Here is a 15,979-nt window from a genome sequence, read left to right as displayed (position 1 = left end):
GAATTGTAACAGAAAATATTTGGACGGAGGATTTTAAATATGTATGATTACCAAAAGCCATTTATTGGCGTTTATGAGTACTTTGAGAAAAACAGGTCATCAGATTTTTTAACTGCAATTCCCATAATAGAAGATCCTATAGAGGGTATTAAAACAAGAGTTTTAAAAATCAAAACTGATGGTGCCGAATTAATTACCCACGATGGTTTAAATACTGACATCTCGCTACCTCAAGCAGCATTTCGAAATGTAATAGATATTTTTAGTCAAAGCAATATGCAAGGATATGGAGCTATACCAATTTTCGCTCTCGATCCTTCCATGTATAATCAATACATCCAATTTAAATGTACAGTTCAGATGCTTCAGGCTGAAGATTTAGTTGGGAACGTAAATAGTCCCGACATAGAAAATCCTCTTTCATGGCATAGAGCTGTAGATGTATATGCACGGGAAAAAGGATTTGTTGGTGAAATACCAGTTCTAATTAATGAAGGAAAAATTAGCGTATATTTATTTTCATCAGATCAAGCTGAACCGGATATTTTCAACAACTACGAAATTAATCATTATACGAATATAACCTATAATGTAACAGATGATCAAAAGAACCGATTAATTCAGGCACACGAACTTATATTGTCAAAAAGTAGTACCTGTAATTCACTCCCAGAAATCCTACTTGCAGTTAAGGGTGTATATGGTCAAACTCAATTCAACTATCATGATATAAATGATAATTGTCCGTGTGGGACAGAGAATGTTTTAGGCTGTGCTCTAATCGGAGGTCATGATATCTGGATAAATTTTCAGGATAACATTTCAGTTGAAATGTTGGCCGAGACAGTAATTCATGAACAGATGCACATCTATGGCTACGATCATTCTGCACAGCCTCCTACAGAAGAAGATCTCAGTGATCCCTATTATTCTAGTATTCCAGCGTTAGCTGAAATATGTATTAGGGGAGAGAGTGGTTTGGGTACTTATATTCGTTAATGAGCAATGTCTTATTCAGGGAATCAAATAAGCATTTTATCGACTTACTTTTTACCGCTCCAATGTAATCAATTCTTTGTAAGACAAAAGCCCAACTGACCTCCTATTGGAAATGAGTGGGCTATAACAATCGTGATTTATTCGTTAGTAATTTGTATCGTTTCATTGGCGATTGTTTTCCCATCGCTCCCTAATGCTTGAATAGCAATTCGATGATGCAATGATATCCCAGATATATTCCAAGTTAGATTCCAACCATTTTCTCCATTTATATCATAACCGATAAGCTCTCTCTCCCCCCAAGCATCTGTACCCGTTGGGACTACCCAAAAAAGGACCGTTTCAACGTTTGTGGCTTCTAAAGAAACATCCAGTTCAGTACTATTCTTAGGGACTACGTACCAACCATCTTTTTTGGGAAAGTTAGTTTTAACATTCGATATTACGGGTACTGTATCACCAACTTGAGAAGAGACATTATCTTGATTTTTAGTAAAAGGATCAGAAGAACACGCTGCAAGAAAAATAAAAAACACCAGAAATTGGTAGGTCAATTTATTTTTCATAACCTTTACCTCCTTCTATAAATGTAAAATATTATTCATTACTACTATAAGAGTAAATACTAAGAAACGTCAAACACAATTCGTTTGACGTTTCTTAGTATTATTTCAATTAATAGTTTCCAGTTTTTATTAATCCACTGCTCTTATCCGAATAACTGTAGTAGTAGCTTAAAATCGTATAGTAGGTATACTCTGGGTAATTTGTTGCAATATATTGTGTTCCCCATTGGCTAAGAACACCGCCCCACGCCGTACCAATGTCACCTTGAGTACCTGCTCTATATTGAGTATCAAAAACATTCCCAGCAGAATTAACCATGAAAATTCCTGACACTGCACTTACCGCTGCATTTGTTGCAGTTTGACCTTGTCCAGAATTTTGCACATAATGCTGGTAATTTTCCCATTTGTCTGTTAAATGAGCGCCATAATTTGTTGCAGGAAGTCTAGGATAAGTTGCATTGTACCATGCATAAGACTTAATTGCTACTGCACCAGCTTTTAATGCTTCTGATTTCCATGATCCATACCACTCATTAGGTAAGACATCTTTAGCATAAGCATCAAATCCGATATTGATTAAGGTTCCTGTACCAGTGAGATACAACTTAAAGGTCGAAGGGGTGCTTGTAGCGCTTAGAGGCTGAATATTGCTCGATTTGTTCTGACCAATATTTGCCCTTTCCAAGTCTATTCTTTCTTGCGGGTTCTTAATATTAATGGATTGAGAAAGATCCCGATCTAAATCCAAACTTTTTTCCTCAATCACTTCGTTATCTTCTGATTTTGTTAGATCTTCTTCTGTGTTTTGTAGGATCGTTTTATTTTCAAAGTTAACAATACTTCCTTTTTCACGTTTTTTAATAATGTTGTTTGCTTGGTGTTCCGCCTCTGAATTAAATGAATAACCTATAGAAGAAAGTTCGTCAAAGTTGTATACATTTTCTTGCCCAACGATGTATTCCTGTCCATTAAGTTTTCCCGTTGCGATATACTGATATTTAACTCCATTATAAAATAAATCGCTTTCATTATTGACCTCATAATCAAAGCCTACATAGTAGTATTCGACATCCGTATAGTCTGAGCTAATGTCGGCAAAATACGGTTCTACTTTTAGTATATTATTTAAAGGAAGTCTTTTAGCCTCAAATACACTAATAGAATCTACCGATAGAATTCCTGTTTTGTTTTTGCTTTGTTCTTTACTAGGAAACTCTTTGTAATATTGTTGAATGTCGGGTGAAAAAGTATGAACGAATGAATCCCAATCTTTATTATTAATAGATTCTGTGTAATTAGATATTACCTCTGGTAGTTGATTACTAGCTAAATTAGTTGAACTGGATGTTTCTGCTGCAAGTGCATTACCTGATAGTGAGATAGTTAGTAGCGAAACCATGCTACACGAAACTAAAATAGATTTAAACTTTTTTAGCATGAAATCTATTCCTCCTATTAATTGGACTAGTAATGTATTAGTTCAAGCAAAAAATGTAGTCGCCCCTCCTTTATATATTCCTGTAACTTTAGCTTACAAAACTCGATACTTTAGTTAGTATAAATATCGAATAAGCATAAATTAACTAGAATAGTTTTTTTATTAATTAATGTTAATCATGTAACAATTACTATATTAAACCAGTTGAATTCATAAAGTCAACCTTTTTTGTAATATATTGCTATAAATAGTCGCAAGTTGGAGTATATTAATCTTTTATCCCTTCACTTTGATTTCATAATCTATTTATCATATTCATATATTCTCAATTTGTCGTTTCTTTCTATGATCCAGTGAAAAAGGAGAATTAGATTCACTTGAAATTTTTGATATGCTACTTTAGTTAATAAACTTAATCAAACGAATATTTTCCCATACTTCATTATTGAAATCTTCAGTTGTCCATGATACTACTATCTCATCGCCTACTATTAACTTGTCTGGAGCTGTTGGTAGATATTCATTAAGGTATAATTTATTAGCATATTTCGCGATAATAAAAAGCGCATAGTGATTTATCCACTAAGCGCTAGGAATTATAAAAATTTATCTAGGTAAGATCTATAATAAATTCAGATGTAATTTTATCCACGGTTTCATCTAAATCAGCAATTCTATAATTCAATTCTTTTTGTGCTTTTACAATGGATTCGGGGGTTCCATCGAAAAATTCTTTAACTATTCTACCAAAAAGTTCTCCTGGCAATCCTTTTACAATATTTCTCGTATGAAAATAACCAATAACCATATTTTTTCCATCATACTTCATAATCCCCAATATTTGGTCCTCGCTGTCAAAACTATAAACTGATAAAATTTTATTGGAAGATAGTCCTCCAAAAATTAATTTGTAGTTATGTTCTTGCTGAATAACATCGGTGGAATTTTGAAACCAATTTTCAACATTGCCATGAATGAAATAGCCATGAGAATTAATGACGTTTTTTTCAAATTTTGATTCTTCAACAAATTTCCGAGCAGAATCACCATTACCAGATATTGCGGAAAAAACAAACTCCGAATGTGCAGTAATTTTTTTAGCAACGACTTCCTCTATATAAGCAACTCTCCCATCTGATGGATAAATTGCTGTGGATCTGCTATCAGCAACAACTGATAAAGCATTATAAGCCAAAACTACAGAAATCTATGTCATTAGATTGTCCTCGCTTCTTTAACTTTATGTTCTTACTTTCCACTATAAAAAAGTTTCAATCAAATATGCAATTAAAAGACAGCAAATTAATCCGCTCCCTTTTAAAAATTATAACTTGGTTAAATAATCAATCAGTTCATTAAATGAATGTTCTATTGAATTTAGAGAACCGAGAATATTAGCATTAAACTGTTGCTGGTTATCTTTTGTTTTGCCAGCGTTGTAATCTTTTATATATTTGATTAATGAAGCTTTTTGATCAGCTATGTACTTTAATCCTTGATTTGTTTCTTTTTTACGCACATTTATTTCCTTAGTTAATTTAGATTTTGCTGCTGCTAATGACTTTTTGTCCTTATCTCGTTGTGCTTTGGCTTGTTCAATTACAGTCTTACTTGCTTTGCTTTTTACGGTGCTATTATATTTTGCCGTTGATTGTTTTACTTTCTCAGTTAATTCTCGTACTTCTTTACCTAAGATATTGTTAAGATTATTTTGGGCTTCTTTCACTTCTTTTACCTGAGTTTTATAGTTCTCAAAATAAAGTCTTTCGATCTCACTTGTTGTCATTGTTCCAGATGCTAACGCTTGTGATGGAATCAAAACGACAAACATCATCAACAGTAAAAGAACTTTCTTCATATATATTCCCCTTTATTCTAGTAGTACAGATATCTTAATCCAAATAAAGGTAATAGGCAATAAGCTTAACATGATGATAAAACAAGAATTTTATTTAAATATCCAACTTCATACCAAAAGCGAAGTTGTAATCTTGCTGGGTCTTTTGAAATTCCTCTTCAGCAATTAAAACTCTCTTTCCTTCACTGTTTTCTTTCTTTGGCTTCCCTTTAAGAGTTCTATAAAACTTCTCACCATTCCAAGTAAAATGGGTCATTTGGTCTTCACGCAGATTGTGGTAAATAACCTGTGTATCATATATATACGACAATTTGATTCACTCCTTATAAATTCACTCCTTATAAATTCACTCCTTATAAATTCACTCATTTATCAGCTTTTTATCCTTGTTCTGGTTCAACTAACTTGCTGTAACAATAGGTAATCACGCAGGTAGACTCTTCATCGTCTCCTTGACAAACATACTCTTTGCCGAATTTATAATAGGATTCTTTCTTAGTATCGATTTTCTTTTCGCAAACTTTACACTTTGCCATTCTATTTCACTCCTTATAAAATGAGTATTTGACTTAAAATCTGTATCCATTTCTGCGATACTGATAGAACCTTTCTTTATAAAGGAATCTGTCAAAGCAAATTTACCGTTAATATCAAAGAACATATTTATTCCATCATTCGAAGATACGAAAGTTACAGCTTTCGTTACATTTCCGTAGTTGATGCTGTACGCTTCTCCTCTTTCAAATTTCATTTTTGCTTGCCTCCTATGTATTACTTTATAAATACATTATATCACAATCATATTTGTTTGTATATGTTTATTAATATAATTATAAAAGCTAAGATTAATTCACTCCTTTGAATATTCTCGTAAAAAAATACCACATCAATAAACGCGATGCCGAATAAATATTCAAACTTGTTATGATCAAATTCGATTTTTATGAGGTTAATTATTCTGCCTTCATTTCAAGTTCAATTTATTTGATAAATCGTTCCATCCTTCTACAATGCCCTCTTTAAAATTCACCATTGAAGATCCATAAAACCAAGTGTCTCCACTATTTATAATACTGCTTGGTGTACCCATTGACTTCTTTACAGTCTCTTTTGTATCCCCTAGACCAAATTTCAATACATTTGCATCGTCATTAGAAAAATTTATATTTAATTCTGTTCTGTCAGCGTCAAACACTGATGTTCCGTCTTCATATGTAGGATTTATCGTTTTAGTTGTGTTTGTATTTAATATTTCATCCTTAGCTTTCTCTAGTTCTACTGAAACACTATTTAATACACTATCTACAATAGAATCATTTTGTTTCTGCATAGCGTCAATTACTTGTTGCTTATATTCAGAAAACAAATCTAAAGCATAGTCGTAGTCATTTGCATCTTGCCAACCGTTTAGAGTAAGAATTTTAGTATCTCCAGTAATTCGATTTATTTTAACAGGTAAACTTTGATCTAATTTATCATACTTGTATAGACCCGGATAGATAGCGAGACCAAAAACAATAATGCTAATCGGAACGCAAGAATACCTTATGATATATTTGATCAACTCTTTTTTCATATTGCTAACACTCCATATTAACCACATCGGCTGTGGGATTTGCTGTAATTATTTAATAGCTGGTGTCTTCAGTATGATAATATATTTAGATTCTGTAAAGTGTAATTACCACATTGAAGGAAATATGGTTTTTATCAAATCACAAGAGAGAAAAGTATATAGAACATTTATATACTTTCTCATGTAATCTTAAAAATGACTAACATTTCCGAGCCGCCATGAATGGAACAGTTCGATGTCTAAAGTGTCGCCGATGGATTTTTAGTACACTACAAAGAAAAATTGTATTTTGAGATGTTAATTTAAATCGTTGCTCTCTCAGCAACGTTCTCTGTTCATAACTTGATTAAACAAATCAAATGTCTTCTGTGCAAATATTGGACTTATCATTTTATCATTCGAATCAACTATGCTCCCACTATTTAATCCAACAACTATATTCTTAAGCCCGTCTCGTTCAGTTGAAAAGTTAGCTATCCATGCTCCACCACTTGACCCGCCATTTTTATAAGGATTCCCTATCATTACAGCAGTGTTACCTTCAACTGTACCTTTTGTTCCATCAACAGCATACAATTTCTCACCCGCTCCATAATTTAGAGGATAACCAATGGCTCGAAAACTGTTATGTGGATTGTTCGCCTGAATACCTATCCAATCGTTAAATGCTCTGTCGGTAAAAGCGAAGGCATAATCAAAGGATCTTCTGGTTTGTCCGGTACTACCCACATAATCGTCGAGAGTTGCCACTCTCGTTATCCCGAAATCATCTCCATTTCCATTTTCATAACCACGACTAAAAAGAAAATTACTGTAATATTGTCCATTAACAGAATTTCTCACACAATGTGCAGCTGTTAAAATAATACTACAATGCCCAACAAATTGAGCTGAACCAACACTATCTTGAAAGGTTCCGTTTTCTAAAGTTATTGTTAAAAAGAACCTTCCTGCAACATGATATGGGAACTGAGTTTCATCGGCTGGGAAAGGTGTACCAATTGCATTTAATGGTGGAATCATGTTAGAGGTGTTGCTTTGAATAATAAATTGATCATTGTCGTCTATGTTTGTTTTCTTATTTCCCTCATCTTCTAGTTGGTACTTAGGAAGAGTTATGGGTATGGCATTTTGTTTTCTTTCTGGAGTCCAGTATTCCAAAGTTTTTTGAATCTCTTCTTCTGAGAAATTATACATCTGATCACACCCTATTTGATTTAATTATTTTGGGATAGTGTGTGCAGAAAACAAATAATTAATCCCCCTTCATATATACCCTTATGAAATTATCATTTGATCAATTACATACTAACTTGAATCTCCACTGTATTTCCTTGCGAAGTAAAGAAAATCATGCTTGCAAAGCAAGTACAAAGTTCTAACACCTTTAGATTATCGCCAGTAGTTTTTAAGATTACTTCTCCGTTACGTTTAATTAGTTTAATTATTTCATATGTATTCATCTCCCTTTCTATTTAAATTACTTCTATATATTGATTTGAATTAAATTTATGAAAGTGTGTTCCTCTTGCTTCTTCTGGTGTGAGGAGTGTTGCCTCTTTTAAATCTTCAACCCACTTTCCAAACCCCTTGGAGTATTGATAGAATTGACCATATTGATTCTTGAGATACATTTTTCACAACACCTTTCGTTTACGTTTTTTTGAATTATTCATAATCCTGAATTAACTTTCTAGCAATCCAACGGTCTGACATTTCAGACACATGCATTTCTGAGTTGCCATCTTCAAATTCCCCATTTCCTTTATATGCTTCCCACGCTCCATCTTCAACGAGTTCTAAGAATATTCTACGGAGCTCTAAACCTGTATTCTCCTTACATCTGATATCTCCACCAGTCGCAAGAGATACGGCTATGGAAGCTCTTTTAATCAACGTTTCAATTGGAGTTAATTTTTCACGCGTTACTTGAGTTGTCTTCATTATCTTACCTTCTTTTATATTTTGTTATATTTATGTTTATTAATAAAGTGTTTGTTATTTAAGTAACAAAGCTCCAAATACTAATCTATCTTTTAATGCTTGTTTGAGATCCCATTTACTTTTCATTACTGCTAGAAGAGGCTATTAAAGATAAGAATATTATTTCGATGTTTGATTCTGTTTTAACAAGAACTTTAAATGTTAAATAAAATACTCTAACAAAAGATATTATCGTTGTTCAGACATACTTCTTTGATATATTAAAAGATCTAATACATAATGGTTTTATGTTCGAAAATGAAAAATACATATGTTTTACTACAAGGGCTGGACAGATCCGTACTAAAATGACCGTGAGAAATAGTTAGAATTTGATATTGACAGATCAATAGTAATAGATGTTATGGAAACACCTATTCATTCACTTGTAGACTTCATAGATGATAAGACTTATGAAATCGAAACTAGAGAGATGGAAATTCCAATCGATCATACCTATGGATATGGAATGATTCTTCCTCGGGTAATCAAGCCGAGTATTGGCCAAGCATTACCTTATCAGAAGAAGAAGTTATAACATTCTCTTTAACAGGTACCTGAAATGCTAAATCCAATTTCGAAGAGAGATGCAGGCATGTATTTAAAAGCATGTTCTATAGATATAAATACATTTTTTTGCATTATATTGGTATCGCGAATGTTTTTGGTTCAACCCGAATTTACCAAACGGAGAGCGGGAATGGACTATTCCCTTCTACCCTAATGGGGATTATTACATCTTTTTTCCTAAGGATTTATGATGGTGTTATTTCTCTCATCCATGGGAGAACTCCGTCACTCTAATAAATAAGTATTCGATACAGGCATTTGCAAATAACAAACCTGCTATCTTTGGTAATGTAATCAGAAGAGGTTAAATTAAAGGGAAACGTTAGTTCAATAAACCATCTATAGTCTAGTACTTTATTTTAGACAGCTGTTAGTTTTTATATTGGAACCCTCAAAACGAGCTCTTTTGGAATTCGCTAGTGAGCAGTATGTGTCAACTACGTCCTATCTGTTACTCCTACTCCTTGAATGATCTGTATCTTCGTACTGTGACATAAAAAAACTCTTACGTTATAATAGTGTTGAATTAAATATTGAAGGGACTGAACTATGCGCAGATATCGATATCTTAACCCCAAAATAAATAGATAATGGAGGTAATATATTGATTACAGAAATACAAACCGAAAGACTAATATTAAAAAAAATGAAATTATCTGACTCTGCTAGTTTGTTTAACATTTGGTCTGATCCAGAGGTTACAAAGTTTATGAATATCAATAGTTTCACTGAGGAAAGCCAAGCAGTAGAAATGATTAAAATTCTTAATAACCTGTCTTTGGAAAGCAAAGCTATTCGTTATTCCATAATTGAGTTAGAATCAAATCGCATAATTGGTTCCTGCGGTTATAATTCTATAGATTCTTCAAACGCTAAAGCAGAGATCGGATACGATATTAGTAAAGATTATTGGGGCAAGGGATATGCTCCTGAGGCCATACAATCTCTGATGGATTATGCGTTCAACACTTTAAATTTCAACAGGATAGAAGCAAAAGTCGAACCCGAAAACAATAATTCCATCAGAGTTTTGCAAAAGTTAAATTATACATTCGAAGGAACAATGAGAAAGTGCGAAAAGTCCAAAGGAAAGTTTATTGATTTAAGCATTTTCTCAAAATTAGTAACAGAGTAACTTTTAATGGTGGGCCTACATTTTTATGGTGTAGGCTTTTTATTTACTTCACGTTGCTCAACTAAATGAATAGTTTGCGTCTACTTCGTCATAGCTTTTGGGAGAGTAGGGATACTCCTACTCGTTTAATCATCTGTATCTTCGTACTGTGTATTAAGTAGAGCAACTGTTGTCACATCCTCCAAACGTAGAAGGCTAGACAGACTCTCCTAGCCTCAGCCGATTCCGGATCGAGTTTAGCCGCCTTCTGCCAGCAGCTCCGGGCTTCTGCATACAGATATTTAAATTAGATATTTATTGATAATATTTATTCCTTAAGGAGGTGGACGCACTGTTAATGATCTTTGATAAGTTATTTAATATTTCCAAGGTTGCGGCATATGCAACAATTGCGATGTACACATTCTTCCAGTTTATACTCACAAAACATAATACGGTAAATGATTTAATCAATAGCAACCTTTTAGTTTATGTCGTAGCTGCTGCTATTCTTGAGGCATTACATAATCTATATGACTTTTTATGTGGCCATCTAGAGCGGTAATCTACTACTACCAAAGCTTTCCCAGGCACACATCATGGCGCAATAATGGATAGATTTACTCTATTGGTCCCTATTAATCATCTATTTTTTATATGGAGCACTTAATTGACCATCTATTGATTACATTGTATAATACAGGTATATTATGTAAAATAAAGGCAGGTGAGGCCGTTGGATGGAAATATCGATTTAGATTTAGATATAAATCTTCTAGATCTTGATCCAGCCGTAAAAGTTCTTAAAATGATATATTCTTTTGAAAGCTGGCCCAATCTTCTAAAACTAGCAGATACCTTTTTCAACCGAATAACTCAAATTTATAATAATTACACACACAATAATGAACTGGAACTAAAACACCAACGACCTTTAATTTATTATTATGGATACAGCTTGCTTATGTTGGGACTAGCCCACAAAGAAATCGAAAATTATGATAAAGCTCGAACTTACATTAAAGCTTACAGTGATTTGAGTTGGTTCAAGGGATTAGATGCTGAAGGATTAAATGAGGTAGCCTATTATAAGTACATATCAGAGCCAAATCTCTTAGAAGTAGAAGTGCTTTCCGGAAATATTCAATTCATAGATCGTTATGTTTCTTTCCTTTTATCCAACACTAAAGAAGTTCTACCGGGACTGATAACTTTGTTAAAAACAGCTACTAATTTCAATTTAAACATTGAATCTCATTTAGAACTTTTCTCTAATAGTATTTCAAAATTTGAGGATACCGCTGCTGATGAAATTATAATAAATTCCTACCAAGAAACTTTTTTTATTAATATGATCAGATATAAAACAAAAATTCAAGATTATAATACAGCTATCAAATATAGCATGAAATTATTAGATTCTGCAGAGGTCACAAACTCTGATAAAATCTTTAAACAAGCAGTAGTATACTTCGAATCATTACGTTCATGTGCTGATGCTACTCAGATTAAAGATTTTGAAGAGAAAATAATAAATTTCAAAGAAAGGGTTGAGTCTCTGTGAAAAAATTTGCCGTCTCTTTATTGTTGGTCCTCACTATCGTCAGCATTGCGCCAGCACTGCCAAGTACCTCACCAGTTGTCTTATTCCACGGAGCAGAACATTAACATCAGAAGTACAGCGCGGGTTAGGAGATTGCTCCTAACCTGTTTTTTATGAAGTGAATTATGTAGTTATTGCAATAACATCCTCCATCTTGAACCAATCCCACTCCTCCTCCGACCAGCGGAGTTTAATTCCCTGTTGTTTATCCAGTTTCATCACGATACCTCGTTCTAATATATTCTCCATGGGATCAAACAGAGTGAGTGTAATCGGGCTGTGCTCTTCCATAGAACGATATAACAATATTTCAAAGCGCTCTATCTCCTGTAGATCTAGAGTGGGTTTTTCACGACGTTCCTGTTCATTATTGTCATCTATAATCCTGCTTTTATGTTCAGGCAATATCATTCTGCTACACTCCCATACGTTCTCTAATTTTTTCATCATGAAGCTGCCCTCCTAATAATCCGTCCAGTAATTCGTTTTACTACCATCTGTCCCCCACTGGAGCTCTTGTGGCTCTGACTTTCTCTTTTTAAACCTAGGGTCAATCCTTTCCCAGCCTTCAATAATTCGGGCGCTCTCGGGTGGAGTGTGTGGGGTCCATTCTATATATTTTTCGTTAACTAATTCCCTAAGCCCACTAATGATCTTATCTGGTGTCCGTCCACTCTTGATCTCTAACTCCTGTAAAGTTGGCATATGAGCATGATGCACGGCAGAGTGGCGCATGATCATTAGTAGCTTTCGGGCGGTGTCACTAAGCATAGCGCTTCTTTTGCACAGGCTGCCAAGCAAGAATATTAGCCTCCAGAAATACGCGCGGTGCTCCGGTTGATAAGCAAGTTGCGCGAATATATCCCCCACGAATCCCTTTCACATCAATTTTCCGTTGAGATATCTTACCTGATTTATCTTGATACACTATTTCAATGGTTTGACCGATGCTTATTTGCATAATTACTCACCTTCCAAGGATAAGAACATTTGTTTGTATTATAACCAAACGTACGTGCGTTAATCAATGTAAAAATATCCCGTCAGGCATGAATTATTACATACAAAGTCATCGCTCAGGTTTATAATTTGTTCTATAAGCATTTATTGCATTTCCGCAAACAAACTAAGGAGTATGAGTGTTTTTTATATGTTATAGGGGGAAACGAATATTAGGACCGATGACTGAGGCTGAAGCTATGCGTGAATGGTTTACTCTCTCCGGTACAGTGAAGGAGATTTATATTATTGAGGTAGATGAGAACGATAAGGTAAGACGTCAGATCGGACCCACTAAGAAAAAAAAGAAATAAATATAAAGGGAAAAAACGTAAAAACACCCCGCCGACCCATTAAGGTTGACGAGGCTGTTTTTAATTTTTAAAAAGGAAACTGAGTAAGCGAGACTATTAACAATACAATCCCAACAATCGAGGATAGCACAGCCATTTTATCTTTCGTTTTCAAATACAATGCCGCTCCATTAAATATTAAAGCTCCGCACATCCCCAGCATAGTCCAAGACACTATCACTTGATCCTGGCCGCGGAAAAATGTGATTCCCAGAATGATTGTTGCTGCACTGAATAAAATACCGCACACTCTTAGTACTTTCAGCAAAATGCTCACCTCCGACAAATAAAACACGCTAATCTAATATATTGGTTCCGCCATAAATTATAATTCATAGATTACTATTCCTATATCTGGTAGAATTAATTAGCAATTATTAGCAGATTTAGGGGGATATAAAATTGAACAAAAAAGCTTTTTTATGTATCGTGGCAACTATTGTAATCCTTTCAGGATGTGGTAGTTCCACAACAAATTCAGAGAAAAAAAATACAACGTCTACAGGAGTTATACCGTCCGAAGCAACAGCCAGCCCTTCAGAGCCCACTCCTGAGCCAAAAAAGAAACTTACAGCTTCCGAGAAACTGGCTCTCAACTATGTAGAGATTTTCCTCAATGGTTCAGATATCGAAGCGAAAAAGAAATTCGTATCCGAAAATATACTTCCAGATGTACAACCCATTTTCCAAATGGCTGAATCTACTGAGACACCCGAGAATAATAAACTTAAGAATCCTACAGTAATTGAAACAGCTGATTATACGGACAAAGATGGCGGAAAAGATAAACTCGTGCTTATCCAAGGTGAGAAGTCTTCCTCCAATAGCGAACTTATCATTTTTATTAAAAATGACAAAGTTGGTTGGGGGTATTCGTCTAATGACAAAGATAAGGATGCATTTAACGAAGTGAGGAAACTCTTCAAGGAACCTGTAATTAATACTTCAGATTCAGGTAATGCAGGTACAACTGAACAGTTTCCTGAAGCGATGCTTAAAGAAATCAGTAATTTTGTCGTTTCAGATATTTGGAATGATGGATTTGTTGATATCAGCTGGTATGCAGGTTCAGGAACTGGCTCTACGGGTGAAACAATAGATATAGATTTTACAATCGAGCAATTAGGAAAAGCTATGATTCAAAAAATGGAATACGATAGTTATATCAGCAACCTTGATGCAAAATATGATTCAATTAAAAGCATCTGGGCTAAGCTCACGGGTGAGATGGATCGTATGTACAAACAAATCCAAGATACGCCTCCTATTGCAAATGATGCAACCACCAAAATAGATACAGGATTATTCACCCAGTACTTGGAAGCCTTTACTGACGAGGTTAACAAATTACCTAATACTTAGATTAAAAAATAACGTCCCTGCCGGCCGCCACGGTTAGCAGGGATTTTGTTCGGCTTTAATGGCTTGCGACTCAAAATAGTAATCCACCAGAGCATAGATGAAACCAGCAATACCGAAAAAAATAATAGCTGTACTACTATTCAAATGGTATTCCCGTATAAAGCGTTCATCGTACACCTCGTAAAAGAAACCATATCCCGCAATACCACTCAATAAGAATATCATTATGCGGTTTACTAAAGGATTAACTATCTTTCGAATAACCCATGATAAAGGAAGCAGTATAACCGGGTAAAGAAGAACTGAAAAGAGGAACACCAGAAAAATAAAAGCAAACCCAATGTTTTGAAAACCGTAATATTCTGTTGTACTTATTTTAGTTCCTTCCCAAAGCTCCAATCCAAAGGCTGCCAGGGTGAATAAAATCGTCGAAATAAACCATAACATTATAGGCTTAACTGCACGCAAAACAATCCCACCATCTTTATGCTTTTTATACTTACAGCCGATTTTTCAAATCATCATTTCGCACTTGGTTTAAATGGATTACCTTTTTACCTTGCTGAATAATTCTTGCATGTAATCTTCCGTCATGTATTCTCTAAACTCTTTATCTAATAAGTATATTTCATCTTGATTTATCCATTGGTAGTTAAAAATAGTCCCACAGTCTTCACCTTCACCTTCTCCTTCTCCAGTGAAGCTCCACTTTTCAGGTAATCTCGTTTCTGGAATTAGAAGGTAGTCATGTCTTTCGACATTCGCATCTATAAAATCCTTATAATAATATTGTGTGCCTATTTTCTTTACTAATTTAAATTGTTTAAGTCCACTTTCTTCTTGAATTTCCCTGAATAACGCTTCTTCTTCTGTTTCCCCGGCATCGACATTTCCACCTACTAATCTAAAGGGTACTTCTGGTTCATTAAGATAGACTAATAAAGTCTTTTCTCCAACTTCATTGTCTTGCAAAATAAATCCGTATACCTTCTTTCTAATCGGTTTTCCTATCTTCATCGTGACACCTCATATCTTCAACATCTCTTCTGGGACTAAGTGGCTCTTCTAATATTGTTTTTCGATCTCCACACTATTTTTTTGTGCCCATTTATTTAATAGTGTAAAAATATCTTTTGCTTCATCCTTATTTACCTGTATCGTAATTATTTTTTTCTTTTTTCGAGCCGGAATTATATGAAAAAATATTGAAATAGGATTATGAATCACAATTTTTTTCAAGGAACCACACGTAATATTTGTTTCACCAATTACTACATTATCATCTAGTACTTCAAGTTTATGCTTTTCCTTTTGACTTTTTAACGAAATAAATAGAAAAGGAAAAACTGGCAGGACAAAAAATAAATAATAATAAACACTAAGATCAAAAAACACATTCAAACCTACGTATAAAGCATTGGCTAATAAACAATATGAAGTTAAATAAGGATATTTTTTACTATGAGGAAAAGTTACCAGCATTCTATTGCTATTATTTGTGTCCAACATACTTACACCTCTATTCATCACCTTAATTATTTCACTTTGGATAATT

The 15,979-nt window shown here is 34.1% G+C and carries 22 protein-coding genes; 5 read left to right on the top strand and 17 right to left on the bottom strand.

Annotated features, from left to right (window positions below; translation table 11 throughout):
- The first annotated feature begins 39 nt into the window (after nucleotides 1-39).
- Nucleotides 40-999 (top strand): hypothetical protein, encoded by a 960-nt coding sequence (locus MHH46_RS12055; protein WP_076189837.1) that lies wholly within the window; start codon nucleotides 40-42, stop codon nucleotides 997-999.
- Nucleotides 1,000-1,136: 137 nt separating this feature from the next.
- On the opposite strand, the gene MHH46_RS12050 is transcribed toward MHH46_RS12055, so the two are convergent.
- The 10 genes from MHH46_RS12050 to MHH46_RS12005 form a co-directional block, all read right to left on the bottom strand.
- Nucleotides 1,137-1,565, bottom strand: coding sequence for a hypothetical protein (locus MHH46_RS12050; RefSeq protein ID WP_076189836.1), 429 nt, complete (start codon nucleotides 1,563-1,565; stop codon nucleotides 1,137-1,139).
- 109 nt (nucleotides 1,566-1,674) lie between these two features.
- Nucleotides 1,675-3,006, bottom strand: a complete 1,332-nt coding sequence (locus MHH46_RS12045) for a SpoIID/LytB domain-containing protein (protein WP_076189835.1) — start codon at nucleotides 3,004-3,006, stop codon at nucleotides 1,675-1,677.
- Nucleotides 3,007-3,616: 610 nt separating this feature from the next.
- On the bottom strand, nucleotides 3,617-4,201 hold the full coding sequence (locus tag MHH46_RS12040; protein WP_076189834.1) for a hypothetical protein: 585 nt from the start codon (nucleotides 4,199-4,201) through the stop codon (nucleotides 3,617-3,619).
- Between the two features lie 129 nt (nucleotides 4,202-4,330).
- A complete protein-coding gene (locus MHH46_RS12035; protein WP_076189833.1) occupies nucleotides 4,331-4,864 on the bottom strand; it encodes a hypothetical protein in 534 nt (177 codons plus the stop codon).
- 94 nt (nucleotides 4,865-4,958) lie between these two features.
- Nucleotides 4,959-5,174, bottom strand: coding sequence for a hypothetical protein (locus MHH46_RS12030; RefSeq protein ID WP_076189832.1), 216 nt, complete (start codon nucleotides 5,172-5,174; stop codon nucleotides 4,959-4,961).
- Nucleotides 5,175-5,288: 114 nt separating this feature from the next.
- Nucleotides 5,289-5,615 (bottom strand): hypothetical protein, encoded by a 327-nt coding sequence (locus MHH46_RS12025; protein ID WP_076189831.1) that lies wholly within the window; start codon nucleotides 5,613-5,615, stop codon nucleotides 5,289-5,291.
- A gap of 213 nt (nucleotides 5,616-5,828) precedes the next feature.
- Nucleotides 5,829-6,440 (bottom strand): hypothetical protein, encoded by a 612-nt coding sequence (locus MHH46_RS12020; RefSeq protein ID WP_076189830.1) that lies wholly within the window; start codon nucleotides 6,438-6,440, stop codon nucleotides 5,829-5,831.
- A gap of 318 nt (nucleotides 6,441-6,758) precedes the next feature.
- Nucleotides 6,759-7,637 carry a serine protease gene (locus tag MHH46_RS12015; protein WP_076189829.1) on the bottom strand — a complete coding sequence of 293 codons (879 nt, stop codon included), beginning with the start codon at nucleotides 7,635-7,637 and terminating at the stop codon, nucleotides 6,759-6,761.
- A gap of 278 nt (nucleotides 7,638-7,915) precedes the next feature.
- Nucleotides 7,916-8,074: a hypothetical protein gene (locus MHH46_RS12010; RefSeq protein WP_179086234.1), complete on the bottom strand. Its 159-nt coding sequence runs from the start codon at nucleotides 8,072-8,074 to the stop codon at nucleotides 7,916-7,918.
- Nucleotides 8,075-8,108: 34 nt separating this feature from the next.
- The gene (locus tag MHH46_RS12005) at nucleotides 8,109-8,384 is read right to left on the bottom strand and encodes a hypothetical protein (protein ID WP_076189828.1); all 276 of its coding nucleotides are present in this window, start codon (nucleotides 8,382-8,384) and stop codon (nucleotides 8,109-8,111) included.
- Between the two features lie 665 nt (nucleotides 8,385-9,049).
- Between MHH46_RS12005 and MHH46_RS12000 the strand changes: the two genes are divergently transcribed.
- The 3 genes from MHH46_RS12000 to MHH46_RS11990 all read left to right on the top strand — a co-directional run bounded on the left by MHH46_RS12000 (nucleotide 9,050) and on the right by MHH46_RS11990 (nucleotide 11,671).
- Nucleotides 9,050-9,184 (top strand): DUF2716 domain-containing protein, encoded by a 135-nt coding sequence (locus MHH46_RS12000; protein WP_081387737.1) that lies wholly within the window; start codon nucleotides 9,050-9,052, stop codon nucleotides 9,182-9,184.
- A gap of 413 nt (nucleotides 9,185-9,597) precedes the next feature.
- Nucleotides 9,598-10,128 carry a GNAT family N-acetyltransferase gene (locus tag MHH46_RS11995; RefSeq protein ID WP_076130553.1) on the top strand — a complete coding sequence of 177 codons (531 nt, stop codon included), beginning with the start codon at nucleotides 9,598-9,600 and terminating at the stop codon, nucleotides 10,126-10,128.
- Between the two features lie 715 nt (nucleotides 10,129-10,843).
- Nucleotides 10,844-11,671, top strand: coding sequence for a hypothetical protein (locus MHH46_RS11990; RefSeq protein ID WP_076189826.1), 828 nt, complete (start codon nucleotides 10,844-10,846; stop codon nucleotides 11,669-11,671).
- 162 nt (nucleotides 11,672-11,833) lie between these two features.
- Here the strand turns inward: MHH46_RS11990 and MHH46_RS11985 are convergent, their stop codons facing one another.
- From MHH46_RS11985 to MHH46_RS11970, 4 genes are all read right to left on the bottom strand, one after another.
- Complete coding sequence (locus tag MHH46_RS11985; protein ID WP_076189825.1) at nucleotides 11,834-12,160, bottom strand: YolD-like family protein; 327 nt, start codon at nucleotides 12,158-12,160, stop codon at nucleotides 11,834-11,836.
- 12 nt (nucleotides 12,161-12,172) lie between these two features.
- Nucleotides 12,173-12,511, bottom strand: a complete 339-nt coding sequence (locus MHH46_RS11980; protein WP_143762699.1) for a hypothetical protein — start codon at nucleotides 12,509-12,511, stop codon at nucleotides 12,173-12,175.
- Nucleotides 12,474-12,671 carry a hypothetical protein gene (locus MHH46_RS11975; RefSeq protein ID WP_282579736.1) on the bottom strand — a complete coding sequence of 66 codons (198 nt, stop codon included), beginning with the start codon at nucleotides 12,669-12,671 and terminating at the stop codon, nucleotides 12,474-12,476. Before MHH46_RS11975 ends, MHH46_RS11980 begins: the two co-directional genes overlap by 38 nt.
- 419 nt (nucleotides 12,672-13,090) lie before the next feature.
- Nucleotides 13,091-13,330: a hypothetical protein gene (locus MHH46_RS11970; protein WP_076189823.1), complete on the bottom strand. Its 240-nt coding sequence runs from the start codon at nucleotides 13,328-13,330 to the stop codon at nucleotides 13,091-13,093.
- A 134-nt stretch (nucleotides 13,331-13,464) separates the two neighbouring features.
- On the opposite strand from MHH46_RS11970, the gene MHH46_RS11965 reads away from it, so the two are divergent.
- The gene (locus tag MHH46_RS11965; RefSeq protein ID WP_081387711.1) at nucleotides 13,465-14,424 is read left to right on the top strand and encodes a hypothetical protein; all 960 of its coding nucleotides are present in this window, start codon (nucleotides 13,465-13,467) and stop codon (nucleotides 14,422-14,424) included.
- 33 nt (nucleotides 14,425-14,457) lie between these two features.
- Here the strand turns inward: MHH46_RS11965 and MHH46_RS11960 are convergent, their stop codons facing one another.
- The 3 genes from MHH46_RS11960 to MHH46_RS11950 all read right to left on the bottom strand — a co-directional run bounded on the left by MHH46_RS11960 (nucleotide 14,458) and on the right by MHH46_RS11950 (nucleotide 15,951).
- Complete coding sequence (locus MHH46_RS11960) at nucleotides 14,458-14,892, bottom strand: hypothetical protein (RefSeq protein WP_081386269.1); 435 nt, start codon at nucleotides 14,890-14,892, stop codon at nucleotides 14,458-14,460.
- A 78-nt stretch (nucleotides 14,893-14,970) separates the two neighbouring features.
- Entirely contained in the window at nucleotides 14,971-15,441 is a 471-nt protein-coding gene (locus tag MHH46_RS11955) for an NUDIX domain-containing protein (protein ID WP_076189822.1), read from the bottom strand.
- Between the two features lie 48 nt (nucleotides 15,442-15,489).
- Nucleotides 15,490-15,951: a hypothetical protein gene (locus MHH46_RS11950; RefSeq protein ID WP_405132607.1), complete on the bottom strand. Its 462-nt coding sequence runs from the start codon at nucleotides 15,949-15,951 to the stop codon at nucleotides 15,490-15,492.
- Nucleotides 15,952-15,979: the final 28 nt, after the last annotated feature.

The sequence above is a fragment of the Paenibacillus sp. FSL H8-0175 genome (assembly GCF_045040615.1).
In the GTDB taxonomy this organism is placed as follows: domain Bacteria; phylum Bacillota; class Bacilli; order Paenibacillales; family Paenibacillaceae; genus Paenibacillus_AQ; species Paenibacillus_AQ odorifer.
This window is presented reverse-complemented; position numbering and strand designations above follow the sequence as displayed.

Excerpts from the sequence above, each read along its gene's own strand:
- MHH46_RS12025 (WP_076189831.1), bottom strand. The coding sequence starts at position 5,615 with ATGAAATTTGAAAGAGGAGAAGCGTACAGCATCAACTACGGAAATGTA.
- MHH46_RS12010 (WP_179086234.1), bottom strand. The coding sequence starts at position 8,074 with ATGTATCTCAAGAATCAATATGGTCAATTCTATCAATACTCCAAGGGG.
- MHH46_RS11975 (WP_282579736.1), bottom strand. The coding sequence starts at position 12,671 with ATGCAAATAAGCATCGGTCAAACCATTGAAATAGTGTATCAAGATAAA.
- MHH46_RS12020 (WP_076189830.1), bottom strand. The coding sequence starts at position 6,440 with ATGAAAAAAGAGTTGATCAAATATATCATAAGGTATTCTTGCGTTCCG.
- MHH46_RS11985 (WP_076189825.1), bottom strand. The coding sequence starts at position 12,160 with ATGATGAAAAAATTAGAGAACGTATGGGAGTGTAGCAGAATGATATTG.
- MHH46_RS12005 (WP_076189828.1), bottom strand. The coding sequence starts at position 8,384 with ATGAAGACAACTCAAGTAACGCGTGAAAAATTAACTCCAATTGAAACG.
- MHH46_RS12045 (WP_076189835.1), bottom strand. The coding sequence starts at position 3,006 with ATGCTAAAAAAGTTTAAATCTATTTTAGTTTCGTGTAGCATGGTTTCG.
- MHH46_RS12050 (WP_076189836.1), bottom strand. The coding sequence starts at position 1,565 with ATGAAAAATAAATTGACCTACCAATTTCTGGTGTTTTTTATTTTTCTT.
- MHH46_RS11950 (WP_405132607.1), bottom strand. The coding sequence starts at position 15,951 with ATGAATAGAGGTGTAAGTATGTTGGACACAAATAATAGCAATAGAATG.
- MHH46_RS12015 (WP_076189829.1), bottom strand. The coding sequence starts at position 7,637 with ATGTATAATTTCTCAGAAGAAGAGATTCAAAAAACTTTGGAATACTGG.
- MHH46_RS12055 (WP_076189837.1), top strand. The coding sequence starts at position 40 with ATGTATGATTACCAAAAGCCATTTATTGGCGTTTATGAGTACTTTGAG.
- MHH46_RS11955 (WP_076189822.1), bottom strand. The coding sequence starts at position 15,441 with ATGAAGATAGGAAAACCGATTAGAAAGAAGGTATACGGATTTATTTTG.
- MHH46_RS12035 (WP_076189833.1), bottom strand. The coding sequence starts at position 4,864 with ATGAAGAAAGTTCTTTTACTGTTGATGATGTTTGTCGTTTTGATTCCA.